The sequence below is a fragment of the uncultured Parasphingorhabdus sp. genome, assembly GCF_963677535.2.
Taxonomy (GTDB): Bacteria; Pseudomonadota; Alphaproteobacteria; order Sphingomonadales; family Sphingomonadaceae; genus Parasphingorhabdus.
In genome coordinates this window covers 688,012-706,237 of the sequence record NZ_CAXXUT010000003.1, presented here as the reverse complement: position 1 = coordinate 706,237, position 18,226 = coordinate 688,012, and the positions used below count along the sequence as shown (strand labels likewise).

Annotated in this window: 15 protein-coding genes; 9 read left to right on the top strand and 6 right to left on the bottom strand. The window is 55.6% G+C overall.

The annotated features are described in order from the left end of the window. The first annotated feature begins 1 nt into the window (after position 1). From ACHZCJ_RS10240 to ACHZCJ_RS10225, 4 genes are all read left to right on the top strand, one after another. Positions 2–1,201: a methyltransferase domain-containing protein gene (locus tag ACHZCJ_RS10240; protein ID WP_321326133.1), complete on the top strand. Its 1,200-nt coding sequence runs from the start codon at positions 2–4 to the stop codon at positions 1,199–1,201. A gap of 121 nt (positions 1,202–1,322) precedes the next feature. Then, on the top strand, positions 1,323–2,750 hold the full coding sequence (locus tag ACHZCJ_RS10235; protein ID WP_321327778.1) for an MFS transporter: 1,428 nt from the start codon (positions 1,323–1,325) through the stop codon (positions 2,748–2,750). A 114-nt stretch (positions 2,751–2,864) separates the two neighbouring features. Further along, positions 2,865–3,653, top strand: coding sequence for a GntR family transcriptional regulator (locus ACHZCJ_RS10230; protein ID WP_159646444.1), 789 nt, complete (start codon positions 2,865–2,867; stop codon positions 3,651–3,653). Positions 3,654–3,866: 213 nt separating this feature from the next. Next, positions 3,867–5,360, top strand: a complete 1,494-nt coding sequence (locus tag ACHZCJ_RS10225) for an aldehyde dehydrogenase (protein ID WP_321326130.1) — start codon at positions 3,867–3,869, stop codon at positions 5,358–5,360. Positions 5,361–5,534: 174 nt separating this feature from the next. Here the strand turns inward: ACHZCJ_RS10225 and ACHZCJ_RS10220 are convergent, their stop codons facing one another. Genes ACHZCJ_RS10220 through ACHZCJ_RS10200 form a run of 5 tightly spaced genes read right to left on the bottom strand, consistent with a single transcriptional unit; the run spans position 5,535 to position 10,012 of the window. Beyond that, positions 5,535–6,449 (bottom strand): polysaccharide deacetylase family protein, encoded by a 915-nt coding sequence (locus tag ACHZCJ_RS10220; RefSeq protein WP_321326127.1) that lies wholly within the window; start codon positions 6,447–6,449, stop codon positions 5,535–5,537. After that, on the bottom strand, positions 6,439–7,359 hold the full coding sequence (locus ACHZCJ_RS10215) for a polysaccharide deacetylase family protein (protein ID WP_321326125.1): 921 nt from the start codon (positions 7,357–7,359) through the stop codon (positions 6,439–6,441). The genes ACHZCJ_RS10220 and ACHZCJ_RS10215 overlap by 11 nt, the downstream gene beginning before the upstream one ends. After that, positions 7,356–8,246 carry an isocitrate lyase/PEP mutase family protein gene (locus ACHZCJ_RS10210; protein ID WP_321326123.1) on the bottom strand — a complete coding sequence of 297 codons (891 nt, stop codon included), beginning with the start codon at positions 8,244–8,246 and terminating at the stop codon, positions 7,356–7,358. The genes ACHZCJ_RS10215 and ACHZCJ_RS10210 overlap by 4 nt, the downstream gene beginning before the upstream one ends. Beyond that, complete coding sequence (locus ACHZCJ_RS10205; protein ID WP_321326121.1) at positions 8,247–8,735, bottom strand: 3-isopropylmalate dehydratase; 489 nt, start codon at positions 8,733–8,735, stop codon at positions 8,247–8,249. Beyond that, positions 8,732–10,012, bottom strand: a complete 1,281-nt coding sequence (locus ACHZCJ_RS10200) for a 3-isopropylmalate dehydratase large subunit (protein WP_159646429.1) — start codon at positions 10,010–10,012, stop codon at positions 8,732–8,734. The genes ACHZCJ_RS10205 and ACHZCJ_RS10200 overlap by 4 nt, the downstream gene beginning before the upstream one ends. 227 nt (positions 10,013–10,239) lie before the next feature. On the opposite strand from ACHZCJ_RS10200, the gene ACHZCJ_RS10195 reads away from it, so the two are divergent. From ACHZCJ_RS10195 to ACHZCJ_RS10180, 4 genes are all read left to right on the top strand, one after another. After that, positions 10,240–11,439, top strand: coding sequence for a CaiB/BaiF CoA-transferase family protein (locus ACHZCJ_RS10195; protein ID WP_321326119.1), 1,200 nt, complete (start codon positions 10,240–10,242; stop codon positions 11,437–11,439). Between the two features lie 88 nt (positions 11,440–11,527). Beyond that, positions 11,528–12,094, top strand: a complete 567-nt coding sequence (locus ACHZCJ_RS10190) for a hypothetical protein (RefSeq protein ID WP_321326117.1) — start codon at positions 11,528–11,530, stop codon at positions 12,092–12,094. Positions 12,095–12,125: 31 nt separating this feature from the next. After that, the gene (locus ACHZCJ_RS10185) at positions 12,126–13,166 is read left to right on the top strand and encodes an alpha/beta hydrolase (RefSeq protein WP_321326114.1); all 1,041 of its coding nucleotides are present in this window, start codon (positions 12,126–12,128) and stop codon (positions 13,164–13,166) included. Between the two features lie 81 nt (positions 13,167–13,247). Beyond that, positions 13,248–14,696: a flavin monoamine oxidase family protein gene (locus tag ACHZCJ_RS10180; protein ID WP_394700095.1), complete on the top strand. Its 1,449-nt coding sequence runs from the start codon at positions 13,248–13,250 to the stop codon at positions 14,694–14,696. 237 nt (positions 14,697–14,933) lie between these two features. Here ACHZCJ_RS10180 and ACHZCJ_RS10175 read toward each other — a convergent pair whose 3' ends face one another. Then, a complete protein-coding gene (locus tag ACHZCJ_RS10175) occupies positions 14,934–15,359 on the bottom strand; it encodes a cytochrome c family protein (protein ID WP_321326110.1) in 426 nt (141 codons plus the stop codon). A gap of 365 nt (positions 15,360–15,724) precedes the next feature. Here ACHZCJ_RS10175 and ACHZCJ_RS10170 point away from each other — a divergent pair, with 365 nt between their 5' ends. Beyond that, positions 15,725–18,196 carry a TonB-dependent receptor domain-containing protein gene (locus tag ACHZCJ_RS10170; protein WP_321326108.1) on the top strand — a complete coding sequence of 824 codons (2,472 nt, stop codon included), beginning with the start codon at positions 15,725–15,727 and terminating at the stop codon, positions 18,194–18,196. Positions 18,197–18,226 lie beyond the last annotated feature (30 nt).

The window sequence follows — 18,226 nt, the reverse complement described above, 5'->3', positions numbered from 1 at the left end:
CATGATTGATCGCCGGACTTTATTCGCAGGAGCTGCATTCAGCTCTACTTTTGCATGGCTTTTCGGTGGCAGCAGGGCTGTTGCTTCCGCTTCGGCAAAGCCCGCTGCAGAGGCCAAGACAGGCAAACCGCCGCTGGACTATGATGAATTGCTGCCAAACGCCGATGTTGCGGGACAGATGGACTTTCACGCCGGTTTTCTCGCCTGGTCGCTCAACGATTTCGAAAAACAGTCGACCAAGCGTTTGCACGCCATTCTCGCCGAGAAAGGTATTGACCCCAATACGAATGTGGATCTGATTCCGCTTCTGGATGACATTCGCTCCGACCCCCTGATGGCCTTGCGCATGCGCACGTGGCTCAGCAATCAGGAGTTGATGCTGGGGGGGCTTGAGGAATCGCTGGGCCGGGCATCCGAACAATATTTCGCCGAAATGGAAGCGGCGGAAGCCAAATATCCCAACCGTATCGAACTCAACCCCGATATGCACATGCCTGAATATGCCAAGCACGAGATTCATCTTCAGAAAGGTGGTTACGTCGGCAATCCCCTGGCCGGCTATGTAAACTACCATTATGGTAATATTCTCTATGAAGCCTTGTTTGGCAGTAACATTCAGGATGAACGGATAGCCCTGATGGCAGCAGCCGTGCCGCTTCCGGATGACGGTAAAGTCGAGCGGGCGCTGGATATGGGTTGTGGCACCGGTCGCCTCGCTTATGGTCTGAAAAACCGTTTCCCCGAGGCCAAGGTTTCCGGCATTGACATTGCCGGCCCGATGGTGCGTTTCTCGCACAAGCGGGCTGTCGATCTGGGAATTGATTGCTTCTTTGCGCAGCGGTCCGCCGAAGCAACGGGGTTCCCGGACAATCATTTCGACGTGATTGCCTCCAACATTCTGCATCACGAAGTGGATGCTGCAGCCACCGACGAGATTATCAAGGAAGCATTCCGCATCTTGCGGCCCGGCGGTATTTTCTATCCGATTGATCACCCGACCGGGAAACAGGCACCCAAGAAAACCGTCAGCACAAAATTCTGGGCGTTCAATGATCGGGCGATCAACAATGAAGTCTGGCGCGCTGACTTCGAGTCCCGCGATTTTGGTGACCTGATCCGCAAGGCCGGCTTTGTTGTTGACGAATCCCTTCCTCCAGCGGTTTGGGGCACGGGATCGATCAAGGCCATGAAACCCGCCTGACCTTTTCAGGACAGGATTGCTCCAGGCGTCCCGGCCGAAAGAGTTAAGGATAGAGAGAATGTTGAAACAATGCCGGATCATTTGTTCTGAATGATCCGGCACTGCACTATGCCACCACAGAATTGCATGTCGACCCGCTGTCCTGACCAAGCTCTGCTGTCGAACACCAGCTGGTGGCATATCAAGGAGACCCCCGATCAAAAAGTTTCTGCCCAATACGATCCATCTGTCCTGGGGCTTCGGCACATTGGGCACGGTTATGATGATCAACAGTCTCACCAGCCTGTATCTGTTTTTTCTCGTCGGCATCATCGGTATGGCACCGGCGCTTGCCGGGGCGCTGATCTTTGCGTCCAAAATCTTTGACGTTGTTTCCGACCCGGTCATGGGCTGGATTAGTGACCGCACCAATACCCGCTGGGGACGCCGTCGACCCTATCTATTCGGATCAAGCTTCCTGTGCGCGGCCTCGATGGTGATGCTGTTCAATCTGCCGTCGTTTGAAAGCAGTTTCGCCCAGGCCGCATATGTGGAGTTTCTGCTGCTCTTTTTCGCGCTGGCACTGACGACGTTCAACGTCCCTTATCTCGCGATGCCGGCGGAAATGACCGACAGCTATTCCGAGCGGTCTACGATCATGTCCTATCGCGCCCTGTTTCTGGTTCTCGGAACTTTTACCGGAACGGCTATCGCCGGACTGATCGCGGGGCGGCTCGGCGGCGATGAAGCTGCCTATTCAACGGTTGGCTGGTTTCTGGCGGCCATCGCATTTTTTGCCATGATGACCTGCGTGGTCGGGACCCGCAAGGCGCGTTTCGTCAACAATCTGAAAGCGGTCAAAGTGCCGTTGAAAGATCAGGTCCGCTTCTTTCTGGTCAACAAACCCTTCATGGTTCTGGGTGGCGTGAAAATCGTCCAATTCCTGCAGCTTGCAGCCGGCGGAACCTCTACATTTTTCTTCTTCGTGCAGGTTCTGCAGAAGGGAGAACAAGCGCTGTTCCCGTTCGGTATCGCCTATATGTCGGCCTCTCTCCTGAGCATCCGGCCATGGGTGATGTTGATCAATCGCTTTGGCAAAAAAGAAATCTTCATGTTTGGACTTGTGTTGCAGTCCCTGGCCTTTCTAAGCTGGGCGCTGGCGACACCCGCTGAACCCGACTGTTTGCTGTATCTGCGCGCGGCAGCCCTTGGCGGAACGATCAGCGGTATCGTGATCTGCGGGCAATCCATGGTCCTGGACGTGATTGAATATGACCGGAGATTGAGCGGTATGAACCGGGAAGGCGTGGCCTCTGCCGCATTCAGCTTTCTGGAAAAAACAATGTACGCCGCCGGACCGCTGCTGATCGGTGGCCTGCTATCTGTCTATGGATTTGACAACAGCCTTCCGAGGGACGCGGCCCAGCCCGAATCGGCATTGTTCGCTATCACGCTCGGTATGGCGTGGATTCCCGGATTGTGCAGTCTGGCGATGTTTGTAGGACTATTATTCTATGATCTGAATGAGCAGAAAATTGCCCAGACTCCAGACAAGGCCCAGCAGATATAAAGGGCCCGACACCGTTGCCTGCTCATCAGCAGAATCCGGTTTTGCGATAGCACTTGCCGGCATCAGCAGCTATAGCTCTGCCACATTGTTTCACGATCCCCGAGGTCATCGCGAATGTCGTCAATCGCCAGCCAGAATGGCAAGGCAAATCAAAGCGACCAGAAGCTGGACGCCGCTTTGCCGGTCCCGCTGTATCATCAGGCCTATACGGTGATGCGAAGCTGGATTGCGTCGGGCGAGTTCGTACATGGTGACCAGTTTCCGACCGAAACAGCCTTGTGCGAAAAATTGGGCGTCTCGCGGATCACAATCAAGCGGGCATTGTCCGAACTCGCGGCGGAGGGGCTGATTGCCCGCCATCGCGGACGGGGCACCATCGTGAAAGCCCAGAAATCGAAAGGCATCATGCGCGCCGATTTTGGTGAAATGATGAAAAATTTGCACGACGTCGAGAACACGACCGATGTCGAATTGCTGTCGGAAGAAGAAGCGGTACCGCCGTCAAAGGTGGCGGATGACCTCGATCTGGAACCGGACGTACCGGCACTGCAAATCTTGCGCCGAAGATTGGTTGATGGCGAGCCTTATGTCTATTCAGTCTCCTATATCCCTACCAAAGTGGCAGAACGGTTCCCGGACAGGGGTGCGGAAAAAACGTCGCTGCTGCAGCTCCTGACCAATGCCGGCTTCCCACCGCTCGAAGCGTATCAGAGAATGAACGCCGCATCGGCTGATGAGATCGTGGCTGCGAATCTCGGCCTTGAGCCAGGTCAGCCGGTATTGAGAGCGGTGCGTGTGTTCAAGACAGCAGAATTGCTGCCAGTGCAGCATACAACCATGTATTTCAGACCTGACCGCTATGAATATACGCTGGTTCTGCCGGCTTCAGAGGCTAACGACTAGGCATTCCGGATCCGCGTACCGGGATATTCTGGCCCATCTGTCCGTCGAGCGGATAGAGTGAAAATAGCGGTCAATGGTGCTTGTGTCTTCGCCGGCCAGTCTTCAGAAATATCGTGATTGGGACAGGCTGAAAACCGGTCTGACCCGCAGAAAACCCTGCTTCATCTGCGCTTGTCGCCGATCCCACCGATCAGATTCCAGAAGGATAAATTCATGAGTGATCAGCATCCAGAACTCGATCTCGCAACGCTTCCCATCGGCAAATTCTATATCGGCGGCAGATGGGTCGACCCTAGCCAGAACAATATGATCTCCGTCATTTCACCCGATAGCGAAAAAGTGATTGCCCAAGTCGCCGAAGCTGCTGAATATGATATTGACAAAGCTGTTGCGGCGGCGCGCGAGGCTTTCGACAAGGGCCCCTGGCCGAAGATGGCCGTCGAGGAACGCAATGAATGGGTGCGCAAGCTTTCGGCTGCCATCGTTGCGCGGACCGAAGAACTGGGTCTCTGCTGGACCTATCAGATTGGCATGCCTTATAATGTCGCCAGGATATTCGCCCCCTTTCTGACCAATGCGATGGATCAGTATATCGAAATTGCCGAGAATATGGATTTCGTCGAACAGCGCGAAATCGCGGGCGAAGGTACTGGCTTCCTCGTCTATGAACCCGTTGGTGTGGTCGCCGCGATCGCGCCATGGAATGTGCCGATAAACACCATGCTCAACAAGGTCGGTCCCGCGTTGGTGGCTGGATGTAGCGTCATCATGAAGCCCGCCCCCGAAACGCCGCTTGAAGCCTATATCATAGCCCAATGCGCTGACGAGATCGGGCTGCCGGCCGGTGTGCTGAATCTGGTCTGCGCACATCGCGAGATTTCCGATTATCTGGTCCGCCGGTCCGATGTCGACAAGGTCAGTTTTACCGGCAGCGTTGCCGCAGGGCAGCGGATTGCTTCGGTCTGCGGCGAACGCATCGCAAGATGCTCGCTGGAACTTGGCGGCAAGTCACCGGCGATTGTCCTTGACGATTATGATCTTGATATGGTGGCCAAGATGTTGATCGACGGTATCTGTTCGATCGCGGGGCAGAATTGTGCATTATTGTCCCGCGTACTGGTCAGTCGGAAGCGGCATGACGAACTTGTCGGCAAGATGAAGGATATCGCCGAAGCGGTAAAAATAGGCCACGCCTTTGACGAAGATACGGTTATCGGCCCGGTCGCTATGAAGCGCCAGCTTGAACGTATCGAAGGTCTGATCGCTGCCGGGGTGGCCGAAGGAGCAAATCTCGTGAGCGGGGGCAAGCGGCCAGCGCATCTCGACAAGGGCTATTTTATGGAACCGACAATCTTTGCCAATGTCAGCAATGACATGCGCATCGCGCAGGAAGAGATTTTTGGCCCGGTCATCTGCGTGATCCCTTATGATGATCTGGATGAGGCGATCGCGATCGCCAATGATTCCGATTTTGGTCTTTCCGGTGCCGTTTTCACCAACGATCTTGAAAAAGCCTATCATGTTGCCCGCAGTGTACGGACCGGCACCATGGGGCAAAATGGCCCCAGAAACGACTTCACCATCGGCTTTGGCGGATTCAAGAAATCAGGCCTCGGTCGCGAAGGCGGTGTTGCGGGTCTGAAGGCCTTCCTCGAGCCCAAAACGGTTCTACTCGATGGCGTACCCGAAGGGCTCCGAGTGGGCTGAGCCCCGATTGCCCAGAGCTGGCAGCCCCGAGCGCTGGTAATAGCCAGGAGACGGCCCGCCGGTTTTTCCGATTATCTCGAAGCCATCGACGGGCCGTGGTTCTCAGCCCGGGAATCCACTATGCTGCTGTGCCGGTTTCCCGTCAATGACCAGACGACTCAACATGCTTGCGTGTCAGGCAGTCTGGCCCCGCCAGCACCCATGGATTTCCGATCCGGTCGCCGACCAGATGTCGTCACGCCCAGCCAATTCAGCTAGTAGATCCCGCAAGAATTTGATCCGGAACGGCTGTCCGATTATATAGGGTGTCAGAGCCAGATGCAAAATACGGCCGCCGTAGGACTGGGCTTCTTTTGCTAGAAGATCAGCCGCTCCCACAACCTGCCGGGACCACACATCTTCATTCTGGCCGAGTATGGTGATGCATTTCCGGTCTTCCATCTCATCGGTATAGGGCATGGCAACCGGACCATCGTTCATCGCATAGGGCATATCGTCATTGCCCCAGTCTGCGGTCCATTCAACGCCGGCACGTTTGAGCAGGCCGAGCGTGTCTTCGCTCTGTCCCCGGCCCGGAGACATCCAGCCTTTCGGAGTGACACCATGGTCGGACCAGGCCGCCAGACAGGACTCAATCTGGTGCTGTTCGAGATCCAGCGGCATGTCACCATAATGTATGGAGTTCATGTCTTTGCCATGCGCCGCGATTTCCCAGCCAGCTGTCCGGATATCCTGGACAAGCTGCGGCGTGCGGTCGATCAGCGCGCTGCTGACGAACGCTGTCGCGGCGATATCGGCGGCCGCCAGAGCATCCATTATCCGGTATATCGCGACCCGGTTACCGTAGTCGCGCGCGGTGAACGTCCGCAAATCAGGAAAAGGCGTCGCCATATGCCCGGCCGCTCTGAACGGACCGTCATTGGGGGTCAGCGGAAAGAATTCGACAGCTACGGTGACCATGAGCGCTATCGGTTTGCTGTCGGGCCATGCGATTCCGGGCTGCTCGAACATATTGGCTGCCGGATAGAGGTCATGGTCCATCCCTTTGCGAAGCATGGGGTAACGCAGGAAATCGGGATCAAGTGGCATCTGAACCTCCAAACTGGGCAATATGGGTGCGGGCGTCATCATAATGATTGGCCAGATAATGGTCGGCGATATCACCGGCCCTTGTTATCCAGATGTCATCCTTATGTTCGTCAGCGTAGCGGAGGATTTCTTCAAACGGGCTGATGCGGTGTGACCGGCCAACCAGATAGGCGTGGATCGGGATGCACATTACCGTGCCAGACGTGCCGCCTTCTTCCAGCAACGTGTCAAACTGTCGTTTCAGCACATCGGTATATTGTTGTGGCGACAGGCCGAATACGTTGAAGGCATAATGGTCGTTCACTTCCAGCGAATAGGGCATCGAGACAAGCGGGTTGCCCGGTACATTCAGCGGTTGTGGCTGGTCATCCTGGAACAGGTCGCAGGAATAGGTGAAACCCAGTTCCGCCAACAGTTCGATCGTGTGAACCGTATGCGTGAGCGCTGGCGCGAGATAGCCGCGCGTCTGCTGGCCGGTCTGTGCCTTGATCCGGTCGACGGTATACTGGAGCATCTGGCGTTCCTGCGCCCGATCCATGCCATAGGCGTATCGGGTATTGTAAACGCCGTGGGAAAAGAACTCCCATCCCAAGTTATTTACCGTATCAATCATTTCGGGGAAATGATCGCACATCGCCACCGACAGGCTCACCGTACCGGGGATGCTATATTTTTCCATCGCCTCGATCAGACGCCAGTTTCCTACCCGATTGCCATGATCCCGATAGGCATAGTTGACGATGTCCGGGTTCGGTCTGGCCCAGGGACTGCGGTGCGGATTTTTTGGCGGGTGCAGCTCGTAATATTCGATATTGGGCGCAACCCAGAATGCCAATTTTTTATCGCCGGGCCATTTTATTCTGGGGCGATCGCGATAGGGCCAGTAGCCGTATATTTGAGGGTCTTTCATTTGTTCTCCTGATCCTGAATTTCGACTGCGTCCGACGCGTAAGATACGCTGCGTGCGAGCATTTCGGGAAGGCCGATGCGTTGGTTGAGACCGGCGAAGCTGAACATCTTCTCGCTGCAGGCAGCGGTGGTTCCGGCTTTGCGTAGTTGATGTAACAGCTGGTCGGCGGCAAAGGCCATCGCCCGGGTCAGGCTGCCGGCCGTGATGACCAGAGAATAACCTGCCTTGTGCAAAGCCGACGCGTTATGCACGGCGGGGTCGCCGCCATCGACCATATTTGCCAGTAGCGGGATGGTGCCATCAAAAGTATTCACGATCAGGGTCATATCCTCGGCGGATTGCGGGGCCTCGACAAACAATATGTCCGCGCCAGCCTCCTTGTAAGCCATGGCCCGATCCAGTGCGGCATTTAGTCCCTCGACAGCGATGCCATCGGTGCGGGCGATTATCAGCGTGTCTTCGCTGGTCCGGGCATCCGTTGCGGCTTTCACCTTGCCGACCATTTCAGCTGCGGTCACCAGCTGTTTGCCACCTAGATGACCGCATCGTTTCGGCATTTTCTGATCTTCGAGCTGGATGGCACTGGCCCCGGCCCGCTCTAGCATCCGGGTTGTATGGATGACATTCAGCGCGTTGCCAAAACCGGTGTCCGCATCGACGATCAGGTCGATTGTGACCCGCTGGCGCATGCGCTCGACGGCTTCGGCCAGCTGCGAGAGAGAGACAAAGCCGAGATCCGGTCGTCCGAGGAGCGTGTAGGACACTGACGCACCCGATATATAAGCGGCGCTGAACCCGGCCTGCTCGGCCAGAAGCGCCGTCAGCGCGTCATAGACACCCGGGGCGATTACCCCGTCCGGTCCTTGCAGTGCCTGCATCAGAGCCATCTAGAGGCCTCTCTTCCGTTTCAGTTGCGCCATCAGGCCGCCAGCTTCGAGAATATCGATGATATGCGGTGGCATCGGTTGTAAATCTCGATGATAGCCATCTTTCAGGCGGGTCATGGAGCCCGCCGCCAGGTTAAGTTTCAGCAGATCTCCCGCAGCAATTTCCTGCGTCAGGTCGATGGTTACAACCGGCAGGCCGATATTGATCGCATTGCGGTAAAATATCCGCGCAAAGGATTTTGCCAGCACGGCGCCAACGCCCAAGGTTGCAAGTGAAATAGCCGCTTGTTCGCGGCTGGATCCGAGGCCGAAATTGGCACCGGCTACGACGATGTCTCCCGGCTGTACCGATTTCGCGAAATCGGGATCAACGGCTTCGAGACAGTGCTGGGCCAGTCCCTCGGGGGGCAATTTCATGGCATAGCCAGGTGCCAGTACATCCGTGTCGATCTTGTCGCCGAAAACCCAGGCGCGCCCTGCGATGATCATGCTGCGCTCCTTGTGCTGGCGCGTAATTCGCGTGGATCGGTTATCTGCCCGGTCACCGCCGATGCCGCGACGGTATAAGGCGAAGCGAGATATACCGAGGCATCCTTGTGGCCCATCCGCCCCTGGAAATTGCGATTGGTGGTGGAGAGGCAGACTTCCCCTTCAGAAATGATTCCGGCCCCCATGCCAGCACAGGCTCCGCAGCCCGATGGTAGTAAAATGGCGCCGGCGGCGGTCAGCGTCGCCAGCGTCCCGTCTGCCGCCGCTTTTTCCGTCACGCGGACGGTTGCAGGAGCGACCAGCAGGCGCGTATCGGGGGCCACCCGTTGACCGCGCAAGATCGAGGCAGCCATCTGAAGGTCCTCCAGTTTGGCGCCGACACAGGCTCCGATATAGCATTGATCGACTTTGACCGTGCCGAATTTTCCGACGTCATCCGTGTTCTCCGGTGCATGGGGAGCTGCTACCTGTGGGCCAAGCCTGCTCGCGTCCAGTGTTACGGTCTCGCAATATCGGGCATCAGGATCTGCAACCCAGGCTTCCGCACCTTCATAATCTCCGCCGGTCGATTTCAAAGCGTCTATGGTTATGTCGTCAACGGCGATAATACCTGCTTCTGCACCCAGCTCCGCAGCCATGTTGGACATGACAAGCCGCTCCGACATGGACATTGCACGTACCGTCGAGCCTGTGAATTCGACCGACTTGAAGCTGTTTTCCATACCCATTTCACGGCAAAGCCACAGCATGACGTCCTTGGCTGTGATATCGGGGCCCAGCTCCCCGTCTATCTGCACCTTGATGGTTTCGGGTACCGTGGTCCAGGTTTCTCCGGTTATCGCGATCGCTGTTGTGTCGGTTGCTCCGAAGCCGGCGGCATAGCAGCCGTAAGCACCGGCGGTGGGCGTATGACTGTCACCACCCGCGACGAACATGCCAGGGCGCAGCAGTCCGCGCTCGGGCATGATGGCGTGTGAGATGCCCTGCATATCGAAGAAGTTCTGCACGCCATAGTCCCGTGCAAAGCGCCGGGAAATACTGAGTATTTCGGCCGATTGGGCATCGACCGCCGGAACATAATGGTCTGAGACCACGACCACTTTTGAAGGATCCCAGAGTTTGGCACCAAGCTCCTCCAGCCGCGGTCGCCAGCGCCGGGGACCGGATGCGTCTTGCCCCATTAGCAGGTCAACTTTCACCGTCACGATTTCGCCCGGGCTGACCGAAGGGCGGCCACATGCGCGGGCGATGATTTTCTGTGTCAGCGTTTGTGCCATTAATGTCCTCACAAAGAAATTTCCGGGCCGACAAAACCTCTCGCGATTTTTTCTGGCCATATAAAATATAATGGTATACTAATATACCATATGTTAGGTGATTGCAACATCCTTGCATCCGCGTTGCGGGGAGAATGCACACATATTTCAATGCCGTCAGCGATTGATGGTGGGTTCGGTAAGGTTTGAATCAGTGATGAATTTTACTTTCAGAGATGACCAGGCGCATGAATGATTCGGCGTCACTTCCTCTGGCCGGTGTGAAGGTTCTGGACCTGACCAGGATTCTCGCGGGTCCGTGGTCGACACAATTGCTCGCTGATTATGGCGCAGACGTTATCAAGGTGGAGCGGCCAGGTTCGGGCGACGATACCCGTTCCTGGGGGCCGCCATACGCGGCTGATGGCGAGGCCGCATATTTCCATACGGCAAATCGCAACAAGAAATCCGTCGCCATAAATATCGCCTCACCCGAGGGCGCCGGCCTGATCCGCAAGCTGCTTGGCCAGTGCGATATCGTGGTCGAGAATTACAAGGTCGGCGGGCTCGCGAAATATGGACTGGACTACGAGACGGTTTCCGCCGAGCATCCCCGGATAATCTACTGTTCGATCACCGGTTTTGGGCAGACTGGACCGAATAGTCACCGGCCCGGCTATGACTATCTTATACAGGCGATGACTGGCCTGATGTCGATCACCGGTCAGCCAGCTGGCAGTCCCGGCGATGAACCTATGAAGGTAGGGGTGGCGGTATCCGATCTTTTTACCGGCCTCTACGCCGCGACCGCAACCCTGGCGGCGTTGCGCAAAGCGGAAGCTACTGGCAGCGGTTCCCATCTGGACGTGGCTCTTCATGACTGTCAGCTGGCAACACTAGCCAATCAGGCGATGAATTTTATTGCCACCGGTGACTCCCCAAAACGGTTGGGCAACGCGCATCCCAGCATCGTACCCTATCAGGTTTTTGACACGGCAAACGGTCATATCGTTGTTGCCGTAGGCAATGATCAGCAGTTTCATTCTTTCTGCCAGGCTCTGGGCCGTCCTGACCTTTGCCAGACCGTTCGGTGGCGGACCAACCGGGGGCGGGTTGAAGATCGCGACAATCTGCTCGCAGAGATTATTCCGGTCCTCAAGACCCGGTCGACAGAAGAGTGGGAAGACAGGTTCGATGGCGCGGGCATCCCCCATAGTCCCATTCGTTCGGTCGGTGATGCTCTGCAATCGACCCAGACGCAGGCGCGATCGCAGCTCATCGATCATGGTCACGGGCTTCGCACGGTCGGACAACCGGTGCCCTTTGCCGGACAACCTGTCGAGCCGCCACCTTCGCTGGGCGCGCATACCGACACTGTCCTGAAGCAATATCTCGGCTACGGTGAAGCGGATGTCAGGGCGTTGCGTAGGCAGGGTGTGATAGGATGAACAGAATAGCAATTTCGGCCATTGGCACAGCAGGCCGAGGCCGGTTTGACCGGTCTGGCCGAGCAGTTCGCGATTTCGGGAATGAAATATGAAATCTTTGAAAGCCATATTGTCTGTCGCTCTAGCCCTGACCGCCGCACCGCTTTCCGCGGCCGATACCGGGGAGTCTGCACCCGAATATATCGACGCTATGTGTACACTGGCCGGCCATTGGACTGGCCGGTTCGAACAATATAACGAGACCGGACTTCTCCGCTCGTCGCGGTTCGACGCGGGCTTTCAGTGTCAGCCCGATGATGATGTTCTCATGGAAACGAATCTTTTCGTTCAGGATGACGGCACGGCCTTCTCAACGCTGAAAGTCATCTTCCCGGCCAGCCAGACCGCCGAGATGCAGATGTCCTATTTTTACGGAGGAATGGAAAAAGTCTATTTCTTCAAATCCACGCGTCTGGAATTTGTGGATGACCGGCATTGGACCGCTGCCCGTGAAGCGGTGCATACATCGCACGGATTGGACCAAAACCCACCTGTATCACGCTATACCCATATACGTGACGGTAACGAACTGACGATGATCAGGGAGGTTAAACCGCAACACAGTTCCACAAAATGGACGCTCTCGGCCAAGCTTATAATGCAGTGGCAACCTTGAGCCATCTCCCGTCAATACCAAGGAGCGACAAATGACAGGCCCGAAACTGAAGACTGCAAACAATCCCTGTTCCCGGTCGCTGCCGCACGCACTCCGGTTGCTGGCTTTCGCGATGATGATATTAGTGTCATCCGCCACCTACGCCTTGCCGAAACCAGAGCCCGGATCGATCAGTCTTGCCGATCTGCGGGCCAAATATGAAACGAGCGCCTCGCGATATCTCGATGTCGATGGCGTTCCGCTACATTATGCCGACGAAGGGCAGGGTGAACCGGTTGTGCTGTTGCATGCTTCTTTTTTGAATTTCCGGGCATGGGATGGTGTCGCTGCGGAGCTTGTCAGGAATAATTATCGCGTTATCCGGCCGGATTTTCCCAGCCTGGGGCTGAGCGGTATCGACGGAAAGAGCCTAAACGGCGGGCGTGTAGACTTCTTCAACCGCAACGCAGAAGTGGTCGCGAAATTGCTGGAAAAGCTGCAACTCGACAAGGTGAATGTCGTAGCCACTTCCAGCGGGGCGATCGCGGGATCGCGTTACGCTTCCTATTTTCCCGACCGCGTCAGCCGATTGGTTCTGATCAACTCTGCAGGCTTGCCGCGAACCGTGCAAAGCGACCCCAACCGTGATCGACCGGAAGAACGAAAGTGGTCGAAAATGAAAATCAAGCCGCCCGAATTCTGGGCCAATCTGCTGTCGCGAAATTTCTTCGCGCCCGATATGCCACCCGAATGGCTTGTGACCCTCGCCTATGATGTCAATCGCAGGGCCGAGAATGCTGATCCGGGAGCCTATAATTTCAAAACCGGCGATCCCCGGCCGATATTTGCCGCTATCACCGCACCCACCCTCATCCTCTGGGGCCAGTCCAATCCTACCGTCATGCACCTCGAGGCTGATGTCATTGAACACTGGATGACGGGCGCACCTACGACCATCCGCAAATATGAAGGGCTCGGGCACTATCCCTATATCGAGAATGAAGATGTGGTGATGAGCGATATCCTCGCTTTCCTTGATGGTAAGCTTGATGACGAATTGCGCCAGACCCAGCGAGTCAAAGTCGCGCCGTAACCTCGCTAAAACCCTATATATTCTGCCATTTATACCAATCACACAAACGAAAGAGCCAAGACAATGTCAAAGCCCCCATTCATGACAAACCGTCGCCAGGTAATCATCGGCGGCCTGTCAGCAGCCTTGATTGCAGGCTGTGCACCACGAAACGCCCGGTCGGTAACGGAGACGGATGTCCTGGTTATCGGCGGCGGTATCGCCGGCATCTCGGCTGCGCTACGGCTGGAGGCAGAAGGTGTAAATGTCCAGCTGATCGAAGCGGACAAACAGCTTGGCGGCCGGTGCTTCACCCTGCGGACCGCTGACGGCACGTTTGACTGCGGTGCATCAACCGTCGGGCCGAACTATGGCAATATCCTGTCTTACGCCCATGAAGCCGATGTGCCCTTCATCGCGCCGCCGGGAAAAGAAAAATTCAGCTACCATATCAACGGCGAGTTTGTTCATCCCGATGCCTGGGAGACATCGACTGCCAACCGTCTTGTCGGCAGTGAACGCGGCATATTGCCTGAACAGCTCGAGTTTCCGGTCGTGATGAAGAACAACAAGATCCAGAACGTGACCAACTGGAACTCGGAAGAGATGCTGAACTACGATATCGCGCTGGACCGCTATCTCAAGGAAAATGGCGTGTCTGACGAAGCGCTGCGGCTTATCGATCTCACTTCCAACACCATGGGCCTCGGGCAGACATCCGCGCTTTTCCAGATGCGTGAATTTGCCGGCATTGACACGCCCAAAAAGGGAGACAAGGTGCGGGAAGTATATGACGCGGCAAACGGTCCGGCCGGCTTCTATAATGTCAAAGGCGGGATGCTCACCATGATCGAGCGGATCGCTACCCTATTGAAAACGCAGCCGATGCTCGGTGATCCGGTGGTTGCTATCGATGTCGAGAAAGACGGTGCAACGGTGACCATGGCCAGTGGCACAAAAATGAGAGCCAAGAGCATCATCTGTACGGTGCCTTATTCGGTCCTGCGCTCGATTGCGATTACGCCAGCACCGACCGGTCCCAAAAAAGCCGCGATCGATAATGCACTTTATACGCTCACGACCCATGTCTTTTTCATTCCAACCAAGCCCTATTGGGAAGATGATGGCCATCCGGCCGGACTGGTTAGCGATGATGTGATCGAACGGGTCATGGCGAACCATGACGAAAACGGCAAGGTCAGCTGGCTGGACGTCTGGATGAATGGTACTGCGGCGGCCACGATGGATAGTATGACCGAACAGGAAATGATGGCCTTTGCCCAGGCACGTCTGGAAAAGATGCGTCCATCGATGAAAGGTGCGATCATGCCTGTTGGCGCCTATAGCTGGGGCCAGAACAAATTTGTCAAAGGCAATAAATATATCATGCGGCCCGGCGACGCGCGGGATATGTATCCGTGGCTGGCCGAACCCTATATGGACCGTCTGCGTTTTGCCGGCGAGCATACACGCGATTATGAAGCGGGACTGGAAGCTGCTGCCACATCGGGGCTGCGCGAAGCTATGGCCTATCTGGATCTGTTCGCCTAGCTGCGGGTGCTAGCGGCCTTTTGGCGGTGGCCGGTCCCGACCGGTACCGTTGCTAAATGGTTGCAAGCGGAATCTGGAATGTGATCAAGATAAAGGCGGCGCTCGGAGGAGCGCCGCCTTCATTCATTTCATATCATGGATTGCGCTCCGATCATCCGGCAAAAGCGGCAGGAGCAAAGTCCGGGTTTTATCTAAAATCGCAGGTGTCTAGTGATCGCGCTAATGCCAGACAGGCAGCTAGCGGGTTTTCTCTTTCAGATATTTGATCAGAAGCGCGCGCTTGCTGGCGTCTGTCATTCCGGCATAGTTCATCCGGTGCCCCTTGAGCAGGTCATTCGGTTTTTTGATCCATTGATCCAGTTCGGCATCATTCCAGACAATGCCTGACGTTGTCAGGGCTTTTGAATATTTGAATCCCGGGCGGGTGGCAGCCTTGGCATTTATGAATCCGTGCAGATTTGGTCCTAGCTTGTGCGGCTCATTTTTTTTCAGCGTGTGGCAGGCTCGGCATTGAAACCAGAGCCGGTCACCCTGGCTCAGTTTTGGAGCAGCCGCATTTGACCGCTCTGCGGCCAAACCGCCAAAACTGATCAGGGCAATTGCCATGCTGGCGACCAATGTTCCTCGGACAACTGTCCTTGTTTTCCGGTTTGTCAATTTCATGGGTAATAACTCCTATGGCTCTATATGTGCGTTCACGGTTTTAATCCGTCCGCTGGTATCAGCCTCGCAATGCAGGCATTTTCTGCCATAAAGTATGGAAAAACCTACGTTTTAACTTCCAGGCTGAAAATGCGCGTAAATGATGTCGGCTCAGCTTTCTCCGTCTGGATGGGTTGGTGCCGGTGTTCTGCAGATAGATGCTTCGGTCACGGTTATAAAAATCGCCAATAACTGCAAATAGGCAATCCCTATCAACCCATTGATGTAATGGAATTGCCACAATCTGGCATCTTTGGCAGTCAAAACGCTCCAGGGAATAACCATACCGCAAAAAATTTCGGTGTGGACAATACGGGGAATTATACATGCCAAAACAAGCCAAGAGTTCCAGTCTTCTCAACAGCGTTGCATTGATCACATTGCTGACCCCCGCGGTTGCGGTGACTTCGATTGTTCCCGCATTCGCGCAAACAGCTGTGGAAGCTCAGGACGCTAACGATGTCATCGTTGTTACCGCGCGCGGTCGAGAAGAAAGCGTGATCGAGGTGCCGGTTGCCATATCGGTTCTGTCGCAAGATCAGCTGGATGCTGCAGGTGTGAGCGATATCCAGAACATGTCGGATTATACGCCAGGTTTCAAATTCCAGAATTCTGACGGTCAGGCCGGCGGTCGTTCGAGTTCAGCGCTGCAGTTTCGCGGTATTTCGCAGCAGGTAGATAGCGCCGCTTCCCGAACCGGTGCTGTCTTCTATGACGGCTCCTATGTTTCTCAGGGCATCGGCTTCATTCCGATGATTGATCTGGAACGCGTCGAGGTCATCAAGGGACCGCAAAATGCTTATTTTGCGCGTAACACCTTTTCCGGCGCTGTGAACTTTGTGCCAAAGGAACCGGGCGACGAACTGGAAGTGAACACCGAGCTTGAAATCGGTATCGGCACTGGCAGGGGCGAACAGGTCAGCTATCGTGGCGTCGCGGCTATTGGCGGTCCGGTTACCGATACGATCGGCTTGCGTGTGGCCACCACCTATGAGCGGAAAGGCGCCGATTATCAGTATGTGAACGGCGATCCGAACGGCGAAGAGAATAATTTTGCCATCTTCGGCACTGCCGTATTCGAAGTCACACCGACATTCCGGGTGAAAGCCACAGGCTATTATGTCGATTCCGAAGATACGTCCAACGCACAGAGCGTCAACGCGACGGTTGCTCCCGGTGATTGTAACCTGATTTACAGCGGCAGTTCCATCAACGGGCTCACCGGCGAACTGACCCCCTTCACCACGGACCTGAGCCAGAGTACGCAAACGATCTTCTGCGGAAGCATTCCTGACGCGTCCGTGTTCGAAGCTTCTGCGACGGGCCAAACCGGCGATGTTTCACTCAATCCGGATATGGCGGGCTTTACCAGCCTGATGCCCGACGGTCTCGGCAACGAATATGGCGCCTGGCGCGCCAATCTGAGCTTTGACTGGGAACTGGGCTCGGGCCATATTGTCAAAGGCCTCGCGTCGCGCGGTGAAGCGGAACTGGTTGGCGTCCAAGATTTCTTCTACGGGGAAACCGGTGATCCAACCGCGGAATCCACTTTCATTTTCCCCTCGGCTCTCGGCAACTGGACGCAGGATACATTCTTCGAAGCGCGCGTTGCCTCTGATCGGGCAAAAAGGCTCCGTTACGAGCTGGGTGTCAGCTATTACGAGCAGAAATATCGCAACGGCAATGCCTTCAGCACCAACTTTCAGGACAATGAAGCCATCGGAATTTTCGGTACTGTCGATTTCGACATAACCGAGGAACTGACAATTTCGGCCGAAGGGCGCTGGGTGGATGACAAACAGACTCTGGTTTATGTCGGTGCACCTGGTGTCGCAGCCGGCAATCCGAACGCGCTGGCTACGATTGACGCGCAGAAGGCATATAATGACTTCATGCCCAGGGTGATTTTGTCTTATTCCCCACATTCCGATCTCAATATCTATGCCAGCTGGTCGGAAAGTTCCCTGAATTCGGTTGCAACCAACGCCACCGACTTCTCGAGAATTACTCAGGATGCCGGTCTTGACCTTCTGCCGGATCCATCTGTCATTGGCGATTTCACCGGTATCCAGCGGCTCACAAGCTATGAATTCGGCGTCAAGCAACGTCTCGCTGACTGGCTCAGCTACAGTATCGCCGCATATTATATGGAATGGGACAACCAGCCCTTCGCCAATTCGTTTGTGCTAAGCACGACCAGCGCCACAACGCTGAATCTGGATGGCAATTCGGAATATAAGGGTATTGATTTCGAAATCACACTGAAGCCGTTCGACGGGTTCCAGCTCATGGGTAGCGTTGGCTGGGTCGATGCCGAACTGAAGGAACTGGGTGCCGCTGGCAGTGTAACAACGCAAGTGCTCTGCCCTGGTACGTCTGCTCTGACAAACGGACCGATCTGTACGGCTTTCGCAACGACTTCTTCGATTTCGGGTGGCGGTAACCAACCGGCAAATGTCTCGGAATGGACTGGTGCCGTCAGTGCTTCATATGCTTTCCCGATCCCGACTGGTGATCTCTACGTTCGTGCTGATGCCCTCTACCTTGGAGAACGCTATCAGGACAATTTTGCCTATAACAAGATTGACGATAGCTGGAGAGTGAACCTGCGCGCCGGTGCGGATGTAACGGAAAATTTCCGGGTGGAAGCATTTGTGGAAAATCTCTTTCAGGACAAAACCCTGTCCGCGGCCGGCAACACCGGCATCGCTTTCGGGGCGGCAAATACCGGCCGCAAGGCCTTTGCGACCCTGCCCGAAAAGCGGGAAGTTGGATTCAGGCTGATGGCCAACTTCTAAACCTGACCCAAGAGGCAGGCGGCCCGTTCT